The organism is Pseudomonas sp. AAC (genome assembly GCF_000725445.1).
GTDB classification, from domain to species: Bacteria; Pseudomonadota; Gammaproteobacteria; order Pseudomonadales; family Pseudomonadaceae; genus Pseudomonas; species Pseudomonas citronellolis.
In genome coordinates this window covers 1080729-1097830 of sequence record NZ_KL647094.1, presented here as the reverse complement: position 1 = coordinate 1097830, position 17102 = coordinate 1080729, and the positions used below count along the sequence as shown (strand labels likewise).

The 17102-nt window shown below is 68.5% G+C and carries 15 protein-coding genes and 1 pseudogene; 9 read left to right on the top strand and 7 right to left on the bottom strand.

Annotation, left to right across the window (positions count from 1 at the left end):
- The first annotated feature begins 78 nt into the window (after positions 1 to 78).
- From FG99_RS04650 to FG99_RS04630, 5 genes and pseudogenes are all read left to right on the top strand, one after another.
- Positions 79 to 1005, top strand: coding sequence for a carbohydrate ABC transporter permease (locus tag FG99_RS04650; RefSeq protein ID WP_051878441.1), 927 nt, complete (start codon positions 79 to 81; stop codon positions 1003 to 1005).
- Positions 998 to 1837 (top strand): carbohydrate ABC transporter permease, encoded by an 840-nt coding sequence (locus FG99_RS04645; RefSeq protein ID WP_009620924.1) that lies wholly within the window; start codon positions 998 to 1000, stop codon positions 1835 to 1837. The genes FG99_RS04650 and FG99_RS04645 overlap by 8 nt, the downstream gene beginning before the upstream one ends.
- 6 nt (positions 1838 to 1843) lie before the next feature.
- Positions 1844 to 2998: an ABC transporter ATP-binding protein gene (locus FG99_RS04640; RefSeq protein WP_043267602.1), complete on the top strand. Its 1155-nt coding sequence runs from the start codon at positions 1844 to 1846 to the stop codon at positions 2996 to 2998.
- Between the two features lie 36 nt (positions 2999 to 3034).
- A pseudogene (locus FG99_RS04635) lies at positions 3035 to 4384 on the top strand (carbohydrate porin).
- A 357-nt stretch (positions 4385 to 4741) separates the two neighbouring features.
- A complete protein-coding gene (locus FG99_RS04630) occupies positions 4742 to 5587 on the top strand; it encodes a D-hexose-6-phosphate mutarotase (RefSeq protein WP_009620929.1) in 846 nt (281 codons plus the stop codon).
- A gap of 236 nt (positions 5588 to 5823) precedes the next feature.
- Here FG99_RS04630 and FG99_RS04625 read toward each other — a convergent pair whose 3' ends face one another.
- On the bottom strand, positions 5824 to 6681 hold the full coding sequence (locus FG99_RS04625; protein ID WP_009620931.1) for a MurR/RpiR family transcriptional regulator: 858 nt from the start codon (positions 6679 to 6681) through the stop codon (positions 5824 to 5826).
- A gap of 200 nt (positions 6682 to 6881) precedes the next feature.
- Between FG99_RS04625 and zwf the strand changes: the two genes are divergently transcribed.
- From zwf to FG99_RS04610, 3 genes are read left to right on the top strand one after another with little or no spacing between them, the layout of a single operon-like run.
- Positions 6882 to 8351, top strand: a complete 1470-nt coding sequence (gene zwf / locus FG99_RS04620; RefSeq protein ID WP_043267599.1) for a glucose-6-phosphate dehydrogenase — start codon at positions 6882 to 6884, stop codon at positions 8349 to 8351.
- The gene (pgl, locus tag FG99_RS04615) at positions 8338 to 9054 is read left to right on the top strand and encodes a 6-phosphogluconolactonase (RefSeq protein ID WP_043267597.1); all 717 of its coding nucleotides are present in this window, start codon (positions 8338 to 8340) and stop codon (positions 9052 to 9054) included. Before zwf ends, pgl begins: the two co-directional genes overlap by 14 nt.
- A 19-nt stretch (positions 9055 to 9073) precedes the next feature.
- Positions 9074 to 9724 (top strand): bifunctional 4-hydroxy-2-oxoglutarate aldolase/2-dehydro-3-deoxy-phosphogluconate aldolase, encoded by a 651-nt coding sequence (locus FG99_RS04610; RefSeq protein ID WP_043267596.1) that lies wholly within the window; start codon positions 9074 to 9076, stop codon positions 9722 to 9724.
- A 338-nt stretch (positions 9725 to 10062) separates the two neighbouring features.
- Here the strand turns inward: FG99_RS04610 and FG99_RS04600 are convergent, their stop codons facing one another.
- Complete coding sequence (locus FG99_RS04600) at positions 10063 to 10497, bottom strand: NUDIX hydrolase (RefSeq protein WP_043267592.1); 435 nt, start codon at positions 10495 to 10497, stop codon at positions 10063 to 10065.
- Between the two features lie 137 nt (positions 10498 to 10634).
- On the opposite strand from FG99_RS04600, the gene rluB reads away from it, so the two are divergent.
- On the top strand, positions 10635 to 12074 hold the full coding sequence (rluB, locus tag FG99_RS33150; protein WP_043267590.1) for a 23S rRNA pseudouridine(2605) synthase RluB: 1440 nt from the start codon (positions 10635 to 10637) through the stop codon (positions 12072 to 12074).
- A 60-nt stretch (positions 12075 to 12134) separates the two neighbouring features.
- Here rluB and FG99_RS04590 read toward each other — a convergent pair whose 3' ends face one another.
- The 5 genes from FG99_RS04590 to FG99_RS04570 form a co-directional block, all read right to left on the bottom strand.
- Positions 12135 to 13064, bottom strand: a complete 930-nt coding sequence (locus tag FG99_RS04590) for a GGDEF domain-containing protein (RefSeq protein WP_043267588.1) — start codon at positions 13062 to 13064, stop codon at positions 12135 to 12137.
- 245 nt (positions 13065 to 13309) lie between these two features.
- Positions 13310 to 14053: a YciK family oxidoreductase gene (locus FG99_RS04585; protein ID WP_043267586.1), complete on the bottom strand. Its 744-nt coding sequence runs from the start codon at positions 14051 to 14053 to the stop codon at positions 13310 to 13312.
- Positions 14054 to 14143: 90 nt separating this feature from the next.
- Positions 14144 to 14824: an N-acetylmuramic acid 6-phosphate phosphatase MupP gene (gene mupP, locus FG99_RS04580; RefSeq protein WP_141766271.1), complete on the bottom strand. Its 681-nt coding sequence runs from the start codon at positions 14822 to 14824 to the stop codon at positions 14144 to 14146.
- Positions 14821 to 15519, bottom strand: a complete 699-nt coding sequence (gene ubiG / locus FG99_RS04575) for a bifunctional 2-polyprenyl-6-hydroxyphenol methylase/3-demethylubiquinol 3-O-methyltransferase UbiG (protein WP_043267582.1) — start codon at positions 15517 to 15519, stop codon at positions 14821 to 14823. Before ubiG ends, mupP begins: the two co-directional genes overlap by 4 nt.
- 116 nt (positions 15520 to 15635) lie before the next feature.
- The gene (locus FG99_RS04570; RefSeq protein ID WP_009620950.1) at positions 15636 to 16961 is read right to left on the bottom strand and encodes a TRZ/ATZ family hydrolase; all 1326 of its coding nucleotides are present in this window, start codon (positions 16959 to 16961) and stop codon (positions 15636 to 15638) included.
- Positions 16962 to 17102: the final 141 nt, after the last annotated feature.

Genomic DNA, 17102 nt, shown 5'->3' with positions numbered 1-17102 from the left:
GCGCCGCCCCACTCCCAGCCGACCCACTCCGGGCCATCGCCATGGCCCGGACGGCTTCACTCGCACCCGGGAAGACCCATGGCGACAGAAAACCCCACCTTCACCCCCGCGGCGGCCCCGCGCGCCTCGCTGCTCGACGGCCTGCAGCGCTGGCTGCCGAAACTGGTGCTGGCCCCGAGCATGCTCGTGGTGCTGGTCTGCGTGTACGGCTACATCGGCTGGACGCTGCTGCTGTCCTTCACCAACTCGCGCTTCATGCCCAGCTACAGCTGGGCCGGGCTCGGCCAGTACCTGCGCCTGTGGGACAACGACCGCTGGTGGGTGGCCAGCCGCAACCTGCTGCTGTTCGGCGGCCTGTTCATCGTCATCTGCCTGCTGCTCGGGGTGTTCCTCGCCGTGCTGCTGGACCAGCGCATCCGCCGCGAGGGCTTCATCCGCACGGTCTACCTGTACCCCATGGCGCTGTCGATGATCGTCACCGGCACCGCCTGGAAGTGGCTGCTCAACCCCGGCCTGGGCCTGGACAAGCTGCTGCGCGACTGGGGCTGGACGGGCTTTCGCTTCGACTGGCTGGTGGACCCGCAGCGCGTCGTCTACTGCCTGGTGATCGCCGCCGTGTGGCAGGCCTCGGGCTTCGTCATGGCGCTGTTCCTCGCCGGCCTGCGCGGCGTCGACCCGGCCATCGTGCGCGCCGCCCAGGTGGACGGCGCGAGCCTGCCGACCATCTACCTGCGCATCGTCCTGCCGAGCCTGCGCCCGGTGTTCTTCAGCGCGCTGATGATCCTCGCGCACATCGCCATCAAGAGCTTCGACCTGGTCGCCGCCATGACCGCCGGCGGCCCCGGCTACTCCTCCGACCTGCCGGCGATGTTCATGTACGCCCACACCTTCACCCGCGGCCAGATGGGCCTGGGCGCGGCGAGCGCGATGCTGATGCTCGGCGCGGTGCTGGCCATCGTCGTGCCCTACCTGTATTCCGAACTGCGAGGCAAGCGCCATGCGTGACGCGACCTTCAAGCCGAGCCTCGGCCGCCTGGCGGTCCACGCCACCCTCTGGGGCGCCGTGGCGCTGTACCTGATCCCGCTGCTGGTGATGCTGCTGACCAGCTTCAAGAGCCCCGAGGACATCCGCAACAGCAACCTGCTGGCGCTGCCGGAAGTGTTCACCCTGATCGGCTGGGCGAAGGCCTGGGGCGCGGTGGGCGACTTCTTCTGGAACTCGGTGAAGATCACCGTCCCCGGCGTGCTCATCTCCACCTTCATCGGCGCGCTGAACGGCTACGTGCTGTCCATGTGGCGCTTCCGCGGCTCGCAGCTGTTCTTCGGCGCGCTGCTGTTCGGCTGCTTCCTGCCGTTCCAGGTGATCCTCCTGCCGATGTCCTTCACCCTCGGCAAGCTGGGCCTGGCCAACACCACCACGGGCCTGGTGATGGTCCATTGCATCTACGGCCTGGCCTTTACCACGCTGTTCTTCCGCAACTACTTCGTGGCCATCCCGGATGCCCTGGTGAAGGCCGCGCGGCTCGACGGCGCCGGCTTCTTCACCATCTTCACGCGCATCCTCCTGCCGATGTCCACGCCCATCGTCATGGTCTGCCTGATCTGGCAGTTCACCCAGATCTGGAACGACTTCCTCTTCGGCGTGGTGTTCGCCAGCGGCGACGCCCAGCCGATCACGGTGGCGCTGAACAATCTGGTGAACATCAGCACCGGGGTCAAGGAATACAACGTCGACATGGCCGCGGCGATGATCGCCGCGCTGCCGACGCTGATCGTCTACGTACTGGCTGGAAAGTATTTCGTGCGCGGCCTGACCGCCGGCGCGGTCAAGGGGTAATCGGACATGGCAACACTCGAACTGCGCAACCTGCACAAGTCCTACGGCAGCGGCCTGGCGGACACCCTCAAGTCCATCGACCTGGCGATCGAGTCCGGCGAGTTCCTGATCCTGGTCGGCCCATCCGGCTGCGGCAAGTCCACGCTGATGAACTGCATCGCTGGCCTGGAGGACATCAGCGGCGGCGCCATCCTGGTGGATGGCCGCGACATCAGCGGCATGAGCCCGAAGGACCGCGACATCGCCATGGTGTTCCAGTCCTACGCGCTGTACCCGACCATGACGGTGCGCGAGAACATCGCCTTCGGCCTGAAGATCCGCAAGCTGCCCCAGGCGGCCATCGACGAAGAAGTGGCGCGGGTGGCCAAGCTGCTGCAGATCGAGCACCTGTTGCAGCGCAAGCCCTCGCAGCTCTCCGGCGGCCAGCAGCAGCGCGTGGCCATGGGCCGGGCGCTGGCGCGGCGGCCGAAGATCTACCTATTCGACGAGCCGCTGTCGAACCTCGACGCCAAGCTGCGGGTGGAGATGCGCACCGAGATCAAGCTGATGCACCAGCGCCTGAAGACCACCACGGTCTACGTCACCCACGACCAGATCGAGGCCATGACCCTCGGCGACAAGGTGGCGGTGATGAAGGACGGCATCGTCCAGCAGTTCGGCACCCCGCAGCAGATCTACAACGACCCGGCCAACCTGTTCGTCGCCAGCTTCATCGGCTCGCCGCCGATGAACTTCATCCCGCTGCGCGTGCAGCGCCAGGGCAGCCGCCTGGTCGGCCTGCTGGACAGCGGCCAGGACCGCTGCGAGCTGCCGCTGGAGCTGGACGCCGAAGTCGCCGAGGGCCGCGAGCTGATCCTCGGCGTGCGTCCGGAACAGATCGGCGTGGCCGAGAGCGGCAACGGCCTGGTGGACGTGCGCGCCGAGGTCGAGGTGCTGGAGCCCACCGGCCCGGACACCCTGGCCTTCGTCACCCTCAACGGCGCCAAGGTCTGCTGTCGCCTGGCCCCGGACGCCGCGCCGGCCCTGGGCTCGACCCTCCAACTGCACCTGGACCCGGCGCGGGTACTGCTGTTCGACGCGGGCAGCGGCGAGCGCCTGCGCAAGGCGCCGGGCGGGGCGGGGGAGGCCAAGGTCACCCCGCTGGCCCGGCACAAGCACTGAACGCCGCAAGGCATTTCACCAACGAGGACGTCAGCAATGCATAAGAACAACAAGATCCGGCCCGCCCTGGGCTGCCTGCTCGCCCTGGGCGCCGTCGGCCTGAATGGCCTGGCCTGCGCCGACGAGGCCTTCTCCGCCGATTCGAAGTGGGGCCTGGGGGATTGGGGCGGCACCCGCAGCGAGCTGCTGGAGAAGGGCTACGACTTCAAGCTGGACTACGTCGGCGAGGCCGCGGGCAACCTGCACGGCGGCTAAAACGACGACAAGACCGCGCGCTACACCGACCAGTGGGCGCTGGGCACCCACCTGGACCTGCAGAAGATCCTCGGCTGGCACGGCGCCGAGTTCCAGCTGACGGTGACCGAGCGCAGCGGCAACAACCTCTCCAACGACCGCCTCAGCGACCCGCGCGCCGGCCAGCTCAGCTCGGTGCAGGAAGTCTGGGGCCGCGGCCAGAACTGGCGGCTGACGCAGATGTTGTACAAGCAGACCTTCCTCGACGACGCCCTGGACATCAAGGTCGGCCAGTTCGGCGAGGGCGAGGACTTCAACAGCTTCCCCTGCGACTTCCAGAACCTGGCCTTCTGCGGTTCGCAGGTGGGCAACTGGGTGGGCGGCATCTGGTACAACTGGCCGGTGGCGCAGTGGGCGCTGCGGGTGAAGTACAACCTCAGTCCGGAATTCTTCGTGCAGGTCGGCGCCTACGAGCAGAACCCCTCGAACCTGGAGACCGGCAACGGCTTCAAGCTCAGCGGCAGTGGCACCAAGGTCGCGATCCTGCCGGTGGAGCTGGTGTGGTCGCCGAAGGTCGGCGGGCTGCCGGGCGAGTACCGCCTGGGCTACTACTACAGCACCGCCAAGGCCGACGACGTCTACGAGGATGTGAACGGCCAGCCCCAGGCGCTGACCGGCAACGCCTTCAAGTCCCATGGCAGCAAGCACGGCTGGTGGGTGGTGGCGCAGCAGCAGGTGACCGCGCACGACGGCGACGCCTCGCGCGGCCTGAGCCTGTTCGCCAACTTCACCGTGCATGACCAGGCGACCAACAGCATCGACAACTACCAGCAGGTGGGCGCGGTCTACAAAGGCCTGTTCGACGTGCGGCCGAAAGACGACATCGGCCTGGCGGTGGCGCGCATCCACATCAACGACGACGTGACCAGGCACCAGAAGCAGCTCAACGAAGTCGCCGGCCTCGACGACTACGACAACCCGCTGTTCCAGCCGGTGCAGCACAGCGAATACGACGCCGAGCTGTACTACGGCGTGCACGTCACCAACTGGCTGACGGTGCGGCCGAACCTGCAGTACATCAAGCATCCCGGCGGCGTCTACGAGGTGGACAACGCCCTGGTCGCCGGGCTGAAGATCCAGTCCAGCTTCTGATACGCCAAACGACACGCTCCTGAGGTGCTGCTGTACTTGGCCCGCCCGCCGATATCGGGGCGGGCTTTTTGTTCGTGGGGCGCATAACCGTTCGCGGTTATCCGCCGATACGCCGGGGCCACGGCCAGCGCCCAGGTCAACCTGGTAGCCGCCGGGCAGCGAGGCTGGACGGCGGATAACGCCGTAGGCGTTATGCGCCCTACGTGACCGGCCTGGGACGAAAAAATCCGGACATGTGACTGGGGTTCTATGCTTTTCAGGTAGAATCTGCGCTTTTTTCACCAACGTGTAGTAAAACTACATAGATGTCATGCCCCGGGAGCGTCCGGGAAGGGATTGATTCAGGACCTCCGGACAATGCTCGAGCATCCGCTGCAGCGCTTCTTCCATTCCATGCGTGCCAAGCGCCCCTTCGACTGGGTGCGCTTCCAGCGCCGCGACCTGCTGCTGATCGATCATCCCCTGTGCCAGGCGGTCTTCAGCCGCCAGGGCGCGCAGCTGCTGCATTTCCGGCCCCAGGGCGAGCGCTCCATGCTGTGGTGTTCCAGCCAGTGGCCGGCGCTGAGCACGGCGCCCATCCGCGGCGGCATCCCGGTGTGCTGGCCGTGGTTCGGCAGCCATCCCAGCGAGCCCGACTGGCCGCCCCACGGCTGGGCCCGCCAGCGCGAATGGCGCCTGCTCGACGCCCACGCCGACGAGAGCCTGGTGCAGGTGAGCTGGCAACTGGACATCGAGGACTGGCACGTGCGCCTGGACGCGCGCCTGGGCCGCGAGCTGGAGATGGAACTGTCCAGCTACCACGAGGACGACAGCGACTGCCTGTTCAGCTTCGCCCTGCAACCCTACTGGCGCATCGGCTCGCTGCGCCGCAGCGTGGTCCACGGCATGGAGCTGGAGGGCGGCCAGCGCCCGGCTGCGCCGCTGCCCAATACCTGGACGCCGCGGGGCGCGGTCAAGCAGGTGCTGTACAACACCGGTGCGCTGGTGCTGGAAGACGCCGGCTGGCAGCGTCGCCTGCGCATCGACAAGAACGCCGCCGCCGGCAGCGTCATCTGGCACCCCGGCAGCCGCGCGGTGGAGCAGGTGGAGCCGGGCGAGGCCGACCGCTTCCTGTGCATAGGCGCCGCCGGCTACCGCCCCGGCGGCCTGATCCTGGCCCAGGGCGAGCGCATGCGCCTGCGGTTGAAGGCCGGGTTGGTCTGACGGTTTCCGCTGCGCGGGGTTTGAGCGTAGGAACAGCGGTCTTGCCGACTGCGCCAAGGTGCTCTTCGTAGGATGGGTTGAGCTTGCGATACCCATCGAACCATGGTGATGGGTATCGCTTCGCTCAACACCATCCTACGACGGTGCTCCAGGAGCGGACTCCGTCCGCGATCGGTCGATCCCCTGCGCCGAAATCGCGGATGAATCCGCGCCTGCAAAATCACCGCGGCGGGGCGTCAGTCTTCCTCGTCCAACTGGTAGCGCGTCGGCACCAGGCTCTCCTTGATCCTGCGCAGGTGCGGCTGGAAGTCCACGCCGCGGCGCAGAGTCACGCCGGTGGCCAGCACGTCGAGCACCGTCAGCTGGATGATCCGCGAGGTCATCGGCATGTAGATGTCGGTGTCTTCCGGCAGCGGGATGTCCAGGGTCAGGGTGCAGACCTTGGCCAGCGGCGAGTCGGCGGCGGTCAGGCCGAGCACCGAGGCGCCGTTGTCCCGCGCCAGGCGCGCCACCTCCACCAGCTCGCGGGTGCGGCCGGTGTAGGAGATCACCACGAACAGGTCGCCGGTGTGCGCCACCGAGGCGATCATCCGCTGCATCAGCACGTCGCTCTGCGCCGACACCGCCAGGTTGAAGCGGAAGAACTTGTGCTGCGCGTCCAGCGCCACCGAGCTGGAGGCGCCTAGGCCGAAGAAGTGGATCTGCCGGGCCTGGATCAGCAGGTCCACGGCGCGGTCCACGGCGCGCGGGTCGATCAGCTTGTAGGCGGCGTCCAGCGAGGCGATGGTGCTGCCGAAGATTTTCCGCGTGTACGCCTCGGGGCCGTCGTCCTCGGCCACTGCCTGGGTGACGAAGGCCGCGCCGCTGGCCAGGCTCTGCGCCAACTGGATCTTCAGCTCTGGGTAGCCGCTCATGCCGAAGGAACGGCAGAAGCGGTTCACCGTCGGTTCGCTGACGCTCGCGGCCTGGGCCAGCGCGGCAATGCTGAAGCGGGTGGCCTGCTGCGGGTTCTGCAGTATCACCTCGGCGACCTTGCGTTCGGCCTTGTTCAAGTCTTCCAGGCGCGTCTGGATCTGCTCCAGCAGGTTCTTCATCCGTTCTCCTTGGTGGCCCCGGCGGGGCAATCGACGGCCGGGGACGTACCTGCGGCCAGCGGCGCTATCCTAACGTCAGGTCGGCAGACGACCAACAGGACCGCGTCTTGGGAAAAATATGTTGTTTAATTACTACATTTTTGCCTTAATGGCCCGGTGTATTCGGCAAATGTTCCTCAAAATCTGTTTGGTAACAACAAATGCCTGATGTCCGCGTTCTGCCTTGCACCCTGGCGCTGTTCGGCGCGCTGGGCGACCTCGCCCTGCGCAAGCTGATCCCCGCCCTCTACCAGCTCGACCGTGAAGGCCTGCTCCACGGCGACACCCGCATCCTCGCCCTGGCCCGCGACGAGGGCGACCCCGCCGCCCACCTGGCCACCCTCGAGAAGCGCCTGCGCCTGGCCGTGCCGGCGCGCGAATGGGACGACGCCGTCTGGGCGCGCTTCCAGCAGCGCCTGAGCTACCTGAGCATGGACTTCCTCGATGCCGCGTCCTACCCGGCGTTGCGCGACGCGGTGCCCGCCGGCCTGCCGCTGGTGGCCTATTTCGCCACCCCGGCCGCGGTCTACGGCGGCATCTGCGAGAACCTCGCCGCCCTCGGCCTGGCCGAACGCACCCGGGTGGTGCTGGAGAAGCCCATCGGCCACGACCTGGCGTCCTCCCGCGAGGTCAACGAGGCGGTGGCGAAGTTCTTCCCGGAGAACCGCATCTACCGGATCGACCACTACCTGGGCAAGGAAACGGTACAGAACCTCATCGCCCTGCGTTTCGCCAACAGCCTGTTCGAGACGCAGTGGAACCAGAACCACATCTCCCACGTGGAGATCACCGTGGCCGAGAAGGTCGGCATCGAAGGCCGCTGGGGCTACTTCGACCAGGCCGGCCAGCTGCGCGACATGGTGCAGAACCACCTGCTGCAGTTGCTCTGCCTGATCGCCATGGACCCGCCCAGCGACCTCTCCGCCGACAGCATCCGCGACGAGAAGGTCAAGGTGCTGCGCGCGCTGGAGCCGATCCCGCCGGAGCAACTGGCCGGCCGCGTAGTGCGTGGCCAGTACACCGCCGGCTTCATCGACGGCAAGGCGGTGCCCGGCTACCTGGAAGAGGAACACGCCAACCGCATGAGCGGCGCCGAGACCTTCGTCGCCCTGCGCGTGGACATCCGCAACTGGCGCTGGTCCGGCGTGCCCTTCTACCTGCGCACCGGCAAGCGCATGCCGCAGAAGCTGTCGCAGATCGTCATCCACTTCAAGAACCCGCCGCACTACATCTTCGCCCCGGAGCAGCGTTCGCTGATCAGCAACCGCCTGATCATCCGCCTGCAGCCGGACGAGGGCATCTCCCTGCAGGTGATGACCAAGGACCAGGGCCTGGGCAAGGGCATGCAGCTGCGCACCGGGCCGCTGCAACTGAGCTTCTCCGAGGCGTACCAGGCCGCGCGCGTGCCGGACGCCTACGAGCGGCTGCTGCTGGAAGTGATGCAGGGCAACCAGTACCTGTTCGTGCGCAAGGACGAAGTGGAGTTCGCCTGGAAGTGGTGCGACCACCTGATCGCCGGCTGGGAACGCCTGGGCGATGCCCCCAAACCCTACGCCGCCGGCACCTGGGGACCCCAGGCGGCCGTGGCGCTGATCGCGAGAGACGGGAAGGACTGGTATGGCGACCATTGATCTGAAACTGCCGGCCGGCGTGCGCTGGACGGCCTGGGAAAGCCCGGTGGCGCAGGCCCGCGGCCTGGCCGCCAATGTGGCCGAACAACTGCGCGGGGCCATCGCCGAGCGCGGCCGCGCGCTGCTGGCGGTGTCCGGCGGGCGCAGCCCGGTGGCCTTCTTCGAAGCCCTGAGCGGCGAAGTCCTCGACTGGGACAAGGTGACCGTGACCCTCGCCGACGAGCGCTGGGTGCCGGAAGTCCATCCGGACAGCAATGCCGGCCTGGTGCGCCGCCACCTGCTCAAGGGCGCGGCGGCCAAGGCGCTGTTCTGCGGCCTGTATCACTCGGCGCCGAGCCTGGAGGAAGCGGCGGCCATCGCCGACCGCCAGGTCGCCGAGCTGGCCCTGCCCATCGACGTGCTGGTGCTGGGCATGGGCGACGACGGCCACACCGCCTCGCTGTTCCCGGCCAGCCCGGGCCTGGCCGAGGTCCTCGACCCGGCCGGCGCGCGCCATTGCCTGCCGGCCTGGGCGCCGAGCGTGCCGCACCAGCGCTTGACCCTCAGCCGCGCGCTGCTGGCCGCCTCGCGGGTGCAACTGCTGGCGATCCAGGGCGAGGCCAAGCTGGCCACCCTGAAGGCCGCGCTGGCCGCCGAAGACGAAGCAAGCATGCCGGTGAGCGCCTTCCTCCGCGCTCCCCTGTCGATCCACTGGTGCCCCTGAGGCACGGAGTTACCGCAACATGAGTCTCGATTCCCACATCCAGCGCATCGACGCCTTCGCCGAGCGCGCCCGCATCCTGCCGGTGATCACCATCGATCGCGAGCAGGACATCCTGCCCATGGCCGACGCCCTGGCCGCCGGCGGCATCACCGTGCTGGAAGTGACCCTGCGCACCCCGCTGGGCCTGACCGCCATCCGCACCCTGGCCGAGCAGCGCCCGGAATTGTGCGTGGGCGCCGGCACCGTGCTGGACCCGCAAACCTTCCGCCAGGCGGAAGAGGCCGGCGCGCAGTTCATCGTCACCCCCGGCTGCACCGAGGAACTGCTGCAGCACGCGGTGAGCCGCCCGGTGCCGCTGCTGCCCGGCGTGGCCACCGCCTCCGAGATCATGGCCGCCTACCGCCACGGCCTGCGCCGCTTCAAGCTGTTCCCGGCCAAGGTGTGCGGCGGCGTGGAAGCGCTCAAGGCCTTCGCCGGCCCCTTCCCGGAGGTGCGCTTCTGCCCCACCGGCGGGGTGGGGCCGGACAACCTGAACGACTATTACCGCCTGGACAACGTGATGTGCGTGGGGGGCACCTGGATGCTGCCCAGGGCCGCGGTCGCCAGCGGAGACTGGGCTGAGGTCGAGCGCCTGTCGCGCGAGGCCCTGGCGCTGCTCGAATCACACTGAGCTGTCCCACGATCGGACGTGCCCGGCCTTGTGCCGGGCTTTTTTATGGGGCTCTTCGTAGGAGCGAGCTTGCTCGCGAACGGGGATCTGCCGGTGGCTTCGGTGCTTGCCCTGAAGAACGCCCTCTCCCTAACCCTCTCCCTGAAGGGAGAGGGGACCGTTCGGAGCGGTCTGGTGTTCCTGAGTCAGCCGGTACGCGCAGCGGTTGCCGGCTGAGACCATGCTTCTTCTCGGCACGGTCTAGCCCCCTCTCCCTTCAGGGAGAGGGCTGGGGAGAGGGTGCTCTTAAACCCGGCACCTACGCCACCGGGAAACCCCGTTCGCGAGCAAGCTCGCTCCTACGAAAGACCCTCTTCCAGATAATCCCGCAACCGATCCTGCAGATAGGGCACCGCCTCCCCCTCATCCAACCCGAGATACTCCTCCACTGCCATCAGCCGCCAATACTGCCCCTCGTCGCCGAAGCGGATCGCCGCGAACTCCGCCGCCCGCAGCCGCGCCACCAGGAACCAGGCCCAGGGCGCCGGGCCGTGGGTGGCGCGGTAGCGGCGCTGCCATTCGATGCGCTCCTGGCCCAGGCGGATGGCGAACTCCTCCTCCAACTCGCGCAACGCGCATTCGGCCGGGGTTTCCTGGCCTTCGCGGCCACCGCCGGGAAAGTCCCAGCAGCCGGGGAAGGGGATACCGGGTTTCTCGTCGCGCAGGTAGACCACCAGGTGGCCGTCGTGGAACAGCGCCAGCTTGGCGCCGGTGAAGGCGGATTGGTCGCTCAACTCGGTTTCCCCCTGAAAGCGGCGCGAATGGCAAAAGCGGCTAGGCTTTCCCGATCACGGACGGTGCTTTGCCGCGCCCAAGCGCGTATGATGCGCGACCTTTTTCTTCGTTGCATGACACACCGGGAGGTGCCCAGATGAACGACACGCACGAAACCACCGAAATTTCCCCCGCCGGCGAGAAGCTGCAGAAGGTCCTGGCCCGTCTGGGCGTCGGCTCGCGCCGTGACGTCGAGGCCTGGATCGAGGAAGGCCGGGTCAAGGTCAACGGCGTGGTCGCCAGCCTCGGCCAGCGCGTGGAAAGCCACGACGCCATCGCCGTCGACGAGCACCTGATCCGCCGCGAGCAGGCCGAAGAGCACGTGCGCCGCGTGCTGATCTACAACAAGCCCGAGGGCGAGGTCTGCACCCGCGACGATCCGGAAGGCCGCCCGACCGTGTTCGACCGCCTGCCGCGCCTGCGCAGCGGCCGCTGGATCAACGTCGGTCGCCTGGACATCAACACCACCGGCCTGCTGCTGTTCACCACCGACGGCGAGCTGGCCAACCGCCTGATGCACCCGTCCTACGAGATGGACCGCGAGTACGCCGTGCGCGTGCGCGGCGAAGTCGACGAAGAGATGATCGAGCGCCTGAAAGCCGGCGTGATGCTCGAAGACGGCCCGGCCAAGTTCAGCGACATCCAGCAGGCGCCCGGCGGCGAAGGCTTCAACCACTGGTACCACGTGGTGGTGATGGAAGGCCGCAACCGCGAAGTGCGTCGTCTGTGGGAATCCCAGGGCGTGGTGGTGAGCCGCCTGAAGCGCGTGCGCTTCGGCCCGGTGTTCCTCACCTCCGAGCTGACCATGGGCCGCTACCGCGAGATGGACCAGCGCGAGCTGGACATCCTCAGCGAGGAGGTCGGCCTGAAGCCGGTGAAACTGCCGGAGATGACCACCAAGGCCAAGGACAAGCTCGAACGCCAGCAGCGCAAGCTGGCCAAGCCGCTGGCGCGCAGCGAGCGCCCGGATGCCGGTCGCGGCAACCGCCAGCGCAAGGAATCCTTCGGCGGCGAGCGCCCGGCCCGTGGTCCGCGTCCGGTGGCCGGCGAGCGTCCCGCCCGAGGGCCGCGTCAGGACTCCGACCGCCCGGCTCGCGCTCCGCGTCAGGATGCCGACCGTCCGGTTCGTGGTCCGCGCCAGGATGCCGACCGTCCGGTTCGTGGTCCGCGCCAGGACTCGGATCGTCCGGCTCGTGGTCCGCGCCAGGATTCGGATCGCCCGGCCCGTGGTCCGCGCCAGGACTCTGATCGTCCGGCTCGTGCTCCACGCCAGGATTCGGATCGTCCGGCTCGCGGCCCGCGCAAGGACTCCGACCGCCCGGCCCGTGGCCCGCGTCAGGATTCCGAGCGCCCGGCCCGCGCGCCGCGTCCGGAAGGCCGTGGCAAGGCCCCGGCCGGCGAAGCGCCGCGTTCGCGTCCGGCCAAGCCGAGCGCCGAGCGTGACGAGCGCCCGTCCAAGCCGGTGGCGCGCAAGCCGTTGAACAAGCGCCGCCCGCAGCCGGCCGGCGACGGCATGCGCCCGGGCTTCAAGCGCTAAGCGTCAGGCATGAAAAAAGGGCTCCGCGGAGCCCTTTTTTTCGTCTTCCGGAAAGTCCGCTCAGCCAGCGCAGGCCAGGCGGTTGCGGCCGTCGCGCTTGGCCGCGTAGAGCGCGGCGTCGGCCCGGTGCAGCAGGTCGTCGACGCGCTCGCCGGCGATCAGGGTGGCGCAGCCGAGGCTGACGGACAGCGGCACCGGCTTGCCATCGACGGCAAAGTCCAGCTCCTGGATGGCATGCCGCAGCCTTTCGCCGACCTGGGCGGCGCTGCTGCTGGGCGTGTTGGACAGCAGCACGAGGAACTCCTCGCCGCCGAAGCGGAAGACCATGTCGACGTTGCGCAGGCTGGCCTTGATCGCCCTGGCCACGCAGCGCAGGGCCTCGTCGCCGTGGCTGTGGCCATACTGGTCGTTGATGCGCTTGAAGTGGTCCAGGTCGAGCATCAGCACCGACAGCGGCTGCAGGCTGCGCCGCGCCAGCTCGACCTCGCGGCCCAGGGCCTGGTCCATGGCGATGCGGTTGCCGGTGCCGGTCAGCGCGTCGCGCAGGGCGGCCTGGATGGCCGCGCGGTAGAGCAGGGCGTTGCGCAGCGGGTAGAGCAGGCTGGCGATCAGGCTTTCCAGCTGGCCCAGCTCGGTCTCGTCGAAGGGGCGGCGGCGGCGGAAGGCCAGCTCGCCCAGGTATTCCCCGGCATGGTTGAGGTTGTAGGTGGCGCCGTGGCTGGCCGCTTCGCCGAACTCCAGGCGCAGGTCGGCGCTGCCGTTCTGGTAGCTCAGGTAGTCCAGCGGCAGCAGCGCCTGGATCTCCTGGAAGAACAGGCCCAGGACGCGTTCGGTCTCGAGGCTGGTCTGCAACTGCACGGCGAGTTGCCGGCGCACGTCCGTCAGGCTGGCCGGGCGCCGGCCGCGCGGGCGGCCGCTCTCGACCTGGCTCAGGCGCTGGAGCTTGGCGGTATCGAAATCGATGGTGTTGGACTGCTTGGGCGGGGCCATGACGCGTGGCGACCTCTGGCGCAAAACGGCGACAGTGAGGGCTGAGCTATTTTCGTGCCAACCCGCGAAAAGTTCTGTTCTGACGGCTCAAGGGACCGTCTGGCGCGGGCTTGGTTCCGTAGGCTGGGAGTGCCCCGGAGGGTGGGATGTCAAAATGATGGCGAACTTTCCGAGGAATGCGTGGGGGATTTCCTCGGGCGTAGTCGGAAAACCGGCGGGGCGGCTGTCGCGCCGCCCCGCGCCGGTCAGGCCTGGGCGTCGAAGGCCTGGCCGTTGACGCCGATGCTGTCCGGGCCCATCAGGTACAGGTAGACCGGCATGATCTCGTCCGGCGCCGGGTTGTTCGCCGGGTTCTCGCCGGGGTAGGCCATGGCGCGCATGCTGGTGCGGGTGGCGCCGGGGTTGACGCTGTTGGCGCGGACGGCGTTGGTGCCGTCGCACTCGTCGGCCATCACCTGCATCAGGCCCTCGGTGGCGAACTTGGACACCGCGTAGGCGCCCCAGTAGGCGCGGCCCTTACGCCCGACGCTGCTGGAGGTGAAGATCACCGAGGCGTCGCTGGTCAGCTTGAGCAGCGGCAGCATGGCGTGGGTCAGCATGAACACGGCGTTGACGTTGACCTGCATGACGCGCATGAAGTTTTCCCCGGAAATCTGCTCGATGGGCGAGCGCAGGCCGAGGATGGAGGCGTTGTGCAGCAGGCCGTCGAGCTTGCCGCATTCCTTCTCGATGGTCGCCGCCAGCTCGTCGTACTGGTGCGGCTGGGCGGTTTCCAGGTTGAAGGGGATGACCACCGGCTGCGGGTGGCCGGCGGCCTCGATCTGGTCGTAGGTCTGGTTGAGGTTTTCTTCGCTCTTGCCCAGCAGCAGCACGGTTGCGCCGTGGGCGGCATAGGCCCGCGCGGCGGCGGCGCCGATGCCGCGGCCGGCGCCGGTGACCAGGATCACCCGGTCCTTGAGCAGGTCGGGGCGGGCGGAATAGTCGAACATGGAAACTCCTTGGGAGCGCTGGAAGCCTGAAGCCGGAAGCTTGAAGTCGAGCGGCAGAGCGCTTCCGGCTTCAGGTTTCCAGCTTCAAGCTCAACAGGAACAAAGCGCGCGGTCGAGCACAGCCAGCAGGTCGCGCGGGTGGTCGACGATCACGTCGGCGCCCCAGTGCGCGGGGTTGTCCTCGGGGTGGATGTAGCCGTAGCGCACCGCCGCGGTCTTGGTGCCGGCGGCGCGGCCGGACTCGATGTCGCGCAGGTCGTCGCCGATGAACAGCACCTGCGCCGGGTCGATGCCCAGTTGGCTGCAGGCCAGCAGCAGCGGCTCCGGGTCGGGCTTGCTGTTGGTCACGTGGTCCGGGCAGACCAGCACCGCCGAGCGCTCGGCCAGGCCCAGCTGCTGCATGATCGGTTCGGCGAAGCGCACCGGCTTGTTGGTCACCACGCCCCAGATGAGGTTGGCCCGCTCGATGCTTTCCAGCAGCTCCGGCATGCCGTCGTACAGGCGGCTGTAGACCGCGCAGTGGTCCTGGTAGCGGTCGAGGAATTCCTGGCGCAGCGTCTCGAAGCCGGGGGCTTCGGGGTCCATGTCGAAGGTCGCGGCGACCATGGCGCGGGCGCCGCCGGAGACCACGTCGGCGATGCGCTGGGCGTCGATCGGCGCGCGGCCATGGGCGGCGAGCATGGCCTGGCACACGGCGATGAAGTCCGGCGCAGTGTCCAGCAGGGTGCCGTCCATGTCGAAGAGAACCGCTCTGAGCTGCATCGCCGTCATTCCTCGCGCAGGGTCTGGATCATGTAGTTGACGTCGACGTCGTCGGCCAGCTTGTAGTGCTTGGTCAGCGGGTTGTAGGTCAGGCCGACGATGTCCTTGACCGCCAGGCCCGCATCGCGCGACCAGGCGCCCAGCTCGGAGGGGCGGATGAACTTCTTGAAGTCGTGGGTGCCGCGCGGCAGCAGGCGCATGACGTACTCGGCGCCGACGATGGCGAACAGGTAGGCCTTGGGGTTGCGGTTGATGGTGGAGAAGAACACCTGGCCGCCGGGCTTGACCATCTTGTGGCAGGCGCGGATCACCGAGGCCGGGTCGGGCACGTGCTCGAGCATTTCCAGGCAGGTGACCACGTCGAACTGCCCGGGCATTTCCTCGGCCAGCTGTTCGGCGGTGATGCGCCGGTATTCCACCGGCACCCCGGATTCCAGCTGGTGCAGCTGGGCCACTGCCAGCGGCGCCTCGCCCATGTCGATGCCCAGGACGCTGGCGCCGCGCTGGGCCATGGCCTCGCTGAGGATGCCGCCGCCGCAGCCGACGTCCAGCACCTTCTTGCCGGCCAGGCTGGCGCGTTCGTCGATCCAGTTGACGCGCAGCGGGTTGATGTCGTGCAGCGGCTTGAACTCGCTCTCGCGGTCCCACCAGCGATGGGCCAGTGCCTCGAATTTGGCGATCTCGGCGTGGTCGACGTTGCTCATGGCGTACCTTCGTTGCAAATCATGGGAAATCGTGGCGCGCAGGCCGACTATGATGCCAGCTTCGCGCGGCGGATGGGCGCGGCATGACAGATTGTCGCAGCCGCGCCCGGCAGTGTTCAGGCGCCGGCGATGCGCCGGCCCCAGGCGCCGACCTCGGCGGCCAGGCGGCCCTCGTCCAGGCGCGTCAGGCGGCCGGCGTCCAGCAGCTGCTTGCCGCTGACCCACAGGTGGCGCACGCAGTCGCGGCCGCTGGCGTAGATCAGTTGCGAAACCGGCTCGTAGACCGGTTGCTGGGCCAGCCCGGAGAGGTCGAAGGCCACCAGGTCCGCGGACTTGCCCAGCTCCAGAGAGCCGATTTCCTGCTCCAGGCCCAGGGCGCGGGCGCCGTTCAGGGTGGCCATGCGCAGCGCGCGGTGGGCGTCCAGGGCGGTGGCCTGGCCGGCCACGGCCTTGGCCAGCAGGGCGGCAGTGCGGGTTTCGCCGAGCAGGTCGAGGTCGTTGTTGCTGGCCGCGCCGTCGGTGCCTATGGCGACGTTGACCCCGGCCTGCCACAGGCGTTCCACCGGGCAGAAGCCGCTGGCCAGCTTGAGGTTGGATTCCGGGCAGTGGATCACCGAGCTGTTGGTTTCCACCAGCAGCTCCAGGTCCTCGTCGCTCACCTGGGTCATGTGCACGGCCTGGAAGCGCGGCCCCAGCAGGCCCAGGCGGTGCAGCCGGGCCAGCGGGCGCTCGGCGCTCTTTTCCAGGGCCTGCTGGACCTCGAAAGCGGTCTCGTGGACGTGCATCTGGATGCCGGCGTCGAGTTCCTCGGCCAGCATCAGCACGTTCTCCAGCTTGTCGTCGCCGACCGTGTAGGGCGCGTGCGGGCCGAAGGCCACGCGGATGCGCGGGTGGTGCTTAAGGTCGTCGTGCAGCGCCACGCCCTGGCGGATCGCCTCCTGGGCGTCGCGGGCGCCGGGCATGGGGAAGTCCAGCACCGGCACGCACACCTGGGCGCGGATGCCGCTGTCGTGCACCGCCTCGCAGGTCACCCGCGGGTGGAAGTACATGTCCGAGAAGCAGCTGATGCCGCCCTTGATCTGCTCGGCGATGGCCAGCTCGCTGCCGGTGCGCACGAAGTCCTCGTCCACCCACTTCGCCTCGGCCGGCCAGATGTGCTCCTGCAGCCAGGTCATCAGCGGCAGGTCGTCGGCCAGGCCGCGGAACAGGCTCATGGCGGCGTGGCCGTGGGCGTTGACCAGGCCCGGGGCGAGCAGCATGCCCGGCAGCTCGCGGGTTTCCGCCGCCGGCTGGCGCAGGGCCTCGGCGCGCGGGGCGAGCAGGGCGATGCGGCCGTCGCGGATGCCCAGCGCATGGTCGCGCAGGACCACGCCGGCGGGTTCCACCGGGACTATCCAGGTCGGCAGCAGAAGCAGGTCGAGAGGGGCTTTGGCGTCGGGCATGGGGCGCTTCCTGCGGCGCGGGAACGGGTGGTCGGCAGTATACCCGAGCGCCTTGGCCTGCGGCTCGTTATACTCGCGGGTTTTCCCGGCCCTGGCCGGGCTCGATATCGGCGCGCCGCCCGGCGCGCCCGGACCTGATAG